The sequence below is a fragment of the Pseudomonas sp. genome (assembly GCF_050739995.1).
GTDB lineage: Bacteria > Pseudomonadota > Gammaproteobacteria > Pseudomonadales > Pseudomonadaceae > Aquipseudomonas.
The window spans coordinates 1-4,253 of the sequence record NZ_JBOICG010000543.1; the positions used below are offsets into that span (position 1 = coordinate 1).

A 4,253-nucleotide genomic window follows, 5' to 3' on the forward strand; every position below is an offset into this window, starting at 1 on the left:
GCTTGTGTGGGAGCCGGGCTTGCCCGCGATGCAGGCACCGAGATGTGTCAGTCACACCTCGATGATGCTATCGCAGGCAAGCCAGCTCCCACACAAGCCGGCTCCCACAGGAGTCCACTTAACTGTCCAGCGCTTTGTATTTTTCGCGCAGGTGGTTACGAATCCACACCGCCGACAGGTTGAGCGTGGCGATCACCAGCACCAGCAACAAGGCAGTGGCGTACACCAACGGCCGCGCAGCTTCGACGTTAGGGCTCTGGAAACCGACGTCATAGATATGGAAGCCCAGGTGCATGATCTTCTGGTCCAGGTGCAGGTACGGGTAGTTGCCGTCCAGCGGCAGCGATGGCGCCAGTTTCACCACACCCACCAGCATCAGCGGCGCCACTTCACCGGCGGCACGGGCCACGGCGAGGATCATGCCGGTCATCATCGCCGGGCTGGCCATCGGCAGCACGATCTTCCACAGCGTTTCCGCCTTGGTTGCACCCAGCGCCAGGGAACCTTCACGCACGGTGCGGGGAATCCGCGCCAAGCCCTCTTCAGTGGCCACGATCACCACCGGCACGGCCAGCAGTGCCAGAGTCAACGAGGCCCACAGCAGGCCCGGTGTACCGAAGGTCGGTGCCGGAAGGGCTTCAGCGAAGAACAGTCGGTCGACCGAGCCACCCAGTACATACACGAAGAAGCCCAGGCCGAACACGCCGTAAACGATGGCCGGTACACCCGCCAGGTTGTTCACCGCAATACGGATCACACGGGTCAGGGTGTTCTGCTTGGCGTATTCACGCAGGTACACCGCCGCCAGCACGCCGAACGGGGTCACGATAATCGCCATGATCAGGGTCATCATCACGGTGCCGAAGATGGCCGGGAAAATCCCGCCCTCCGTGTTGGCTTCCCGTGGGTCGTCACTGAGGAACTCCCAGACCTTGCTGAAGTAGACGCCGATCTTGGTCAGAGCGCCCATGGCGTTCGGCTGGTAGGCATGCACGACTTTGCCGATGCTGATTTCCACTTCTTTGCCGTTGGCGTCACGAGCGGTCAGGCTGTCGCGGTTGAACTGGGCGTGCAGGTCCGCCAGGCGCGCTTCGACTTCTTTGTAGCGGTTGTTCAGTTCGGCACGGCCGGACTCCATGTCTGCCTGTGCAGTGGCGTCGAGTTTGCCTTCCAGCTCCAGCTTGCGACCGTGCAGGCGGATGCGCTCCAGCCCGGCGTTGATCGCGCCGATATCCGACTTCTCCAGCGTCTTGAGCTGGGCGGCCAGCTTGTTGACGCGGTCGACACGGGCTTGCAGCTCAGGCCACGCAGCCTCGCCTTCGGCGACAACCTTGCCGTCTTGTTTGACGTTGATCAGGGTGCCGTAGAAGTTGCCCCATTCACGACGCTCGATGGCCATCAGGTCGACCGGCTTGGTCTGATCCTTCAACCACTCGCCGACGATCCAGGTGAAGTCGTTGCCATTCAGATCACGGTTGCCGACCTTGATCAGCTCGCGGGTCATGAATTCCGGACCTTGGTCCGGCACCGGTAGGCCCGCGCTTTTCAGGCGCTCGCGGGGCACTTCTTCCTTCTGCACCACTTCGCCGATGACGATATGGTTTTCCTGGCCCGGCACGTTGTAATTGGCCTGGATCAGGTCAGCCGGCCAGAAGTGACCCAGACCGCGTACCGCAATCACGGCAAGCAAGCCAATGGTCATGATGACCGCGATGGACACCGCGCCACCGCTGATCCAGACGCCGGGGGCGCCGCTCTTGAACCATCCATTCAGGGAGTTCTGTTTCACAGACTTCTACCTTTCTTAAAGCGACGAGTATTTCTTGCGCAGACGCTGACGAATCAGCTCGGCGAGGGTGTTCATGATGAAGGTGAACAGCAGTAGTACCAGAGCCGAGAGGAACAGCACGCGGTAGTGACTGCCGCCCACTTCCGACTCCGGCATCTCCACCGCCACGTTGGCCGCCAGGGTGCGCAGGCCCTCGAACAGGTTCATCTCCATCACCGGGGTGTTACCGGTGGCCATCAGCACGATCATGGTCTCGCCGACAGCGCGGCCCATGCCGATCATCAGCGCCGAGAAAATGCCCGGGCTGGCGGTCAGGATGACCACGCGGGTCATGGTCTGCCACGGCGTGGCGCCCAGGGCCAGGGAGCCCAGGGTCAGGCCGCGCGGTACGCTGAACACGGCGTCTTCGGCGATGGAGTAGATGTTCGGGATCACCGCAAAACCCATGGCCAGGCCGACTACCAGGGCGTTGCGCTGGTCGTAGGTGATGCCCAGGTCGTGGGAGATCCACATGCGCATATCGCCGCCGAAGAACCAGGTTTCCAAGTACGGGCTCATGTACAGCGAGAGCCAGCCCACGAACAGGATCACCGGGATCAGGATCGCGCTTTCCCAGCCATCCGGCACCCGCAGGCGCAGGGACTCAGGCAGACGGCTGAAGATGAAGCCCGCGACCAAGATGCCAATCGGCAACAACATCAGCAGGCTGAAAATCCCCGGCAAATGCCCTTCCACATACGGCGCCAGGAACAGGCCGGCGAAGAAGCCGAGAATCACCGTCGGCATCGCTTCCATCAGTTCGATCACCGGCTTGACCTTGCGGCGCAGGCTCGGGGCCATGAAGTAAGCGGTGTAGATCGCTGCGGCAACCGCCAGTGGCGCAGCCAGCAGCATGGCGTAGAACGCAGCTTTCAGCGTGCCGAATGTCAGCGGCGCCAGGCTCATCTTGGGTTCGAAATCGGTGTTGGCGGCGGTCGATTGCCAGACGTATTTAGGCTCGTCGTAGTTTTCGTACCAGACCTTGCTCCACAACGCGCTCCAGGAAACTTCAGGGTGCGGGTTGTCCAGCAGCAGCGGTTGCAACTTGCCGCCAGCTTCGACGATAACGTGGTTGGCGCGTGGCGACAGGCCGAACAGGCCTTGGCCGTCAACCACTGGGTCCACCAACAGGGTGCGGTGGGCGGTGCTGTGGAACACGCCGAACTTGCCCGAGGCGTCGAGGGCGGTGAAGCCTTTGCGACGTTCTTCAGCGGTGATTTCCACAACCGGCGCAGTGCTCATCTGGAAGGTACGGATCTGTTTCAGACGCTGTTCGCCATCCGGGTCGCGGGCCATGAACCACTGGGCCAGGCCGCCCTTGGAGTCACCGACGATCAGCGAAATGCCCCCCACCAACTGGGTGCTGGCAGTGATGTCTGCAGTGCCATCTTCCAACAGTTTGTAGCGACCGTTGAGGCTCTTGTCCCGCAGGCTGAACACGTCGGCCAGGGCGCGACCGTTGACCACATACAGCCATTGCTGGCGCGGGTCGATGAAGATCGCCTTCACCGGCTCAGTCATTTGCGGCAGCTCGATACGCTTCTGCTCGCTGGTGACTTCGCCGGTCATCATGTTTTCTTCGCGGCTCAGGCTCAGCACGTTCAAGTGCGAACCGGCGGAACCGGCCACCACCAACGAGGAGTCAGTGGCGTTGAGGGCCACGTGCTCCAGTGGACGGCCTTGATCGTCGAGGACGATCGGCGTTTCACCGTAAGGGTATTCCACAGCCGGGCTGATGGTTTTTTTGCCGTCCGGGTAAGACACTTTATAGGTGTGGCGGAATACCAGGGACTGGCCATTAGACAAACCGAGTATCACTAGCGGGCTGCCGGGTTGGTCTTTACCGATGGACACCACTTGGCTGCCGGCCGGCAGCGACAGGTCGATACGCTTGAGTTCAGCGCCTGTTTGCACATCAAAGAACAACGCCTGGCCCTTGTCGGAAACCCGCATGGCGACTTGGTTCTGTTCTTCAATCGAGATCATCAACGGCTTGCCGGCATCCTGAATCCACGCAGGCGTCAGCGCCGCTTCCTTGGTCAGCGAAGCACCTTGGAACAACGGTGCAACGACATAGGCCAGGAAGAAGAAAATCAGGGTAATGGCGCCGAGGACGGCGAGGCCGCCGACCAGTACGTACCAACGGGTCAGGCGATCTTTGAGCGCGCGGATGCGGCGCTTGCGTTGCAGCTCAGGCGTATTGAAATCAATGCGCTTGGGAGGAGAGGTCGTCGTCATGGTGGAATTGGCCAGATCATTCATGCGCACACCCTAGCGATCCTGTATGACAGAAAGATGACAATGCAGTGACGCAAGAAATCCGCCGCGGAGCAGGGCTGGCAGCGGATTAAAAATTAGGAGGTGTAGACGGCTAGTGTGGGAGCGGGCTTGCCCGCGATGACATCAATACGGTTCAACTCTACAC

Annotated in this window: 2 protein-coding genes; both read right to left on the reverse strand. The window is 61.0% G+C overall.

All coding sequences use genetic code 11. The features are described 5' to 3' along the window. Nucleotides 1-118: 118 nt before the first annotated feature. The gene (gene pstA / locus ACRESD_RS17860; protein ID WP_431752127.1) at nt 119-1,789 is read right to left on the reverse strand and encodes a phosphate ABC transporter permease PstA; all 1,671 of its coding nucleotides are present in this window, start codon (nt 1,787-1,789) and stop codon (nt 119-121) included. A 15-nt stretch (nt 1,790-1,804) separates the two neighbouring features. Continuing rightward, the gene (locus ACRESD_RS17865; RefSeq protein ID WP_431752128.1) at nt 1,805-3,838 is read right to left on the reverse strand and encodes an ABC transporter permease subunit; all 2,034 of its coding nucleotides are present in this window, start codon (nt 3,836-3,838) and stop codon (nt 1,805-1,807) included. Nucleotides 3,839-4,253: the final 415 nt, after the last annotated feature.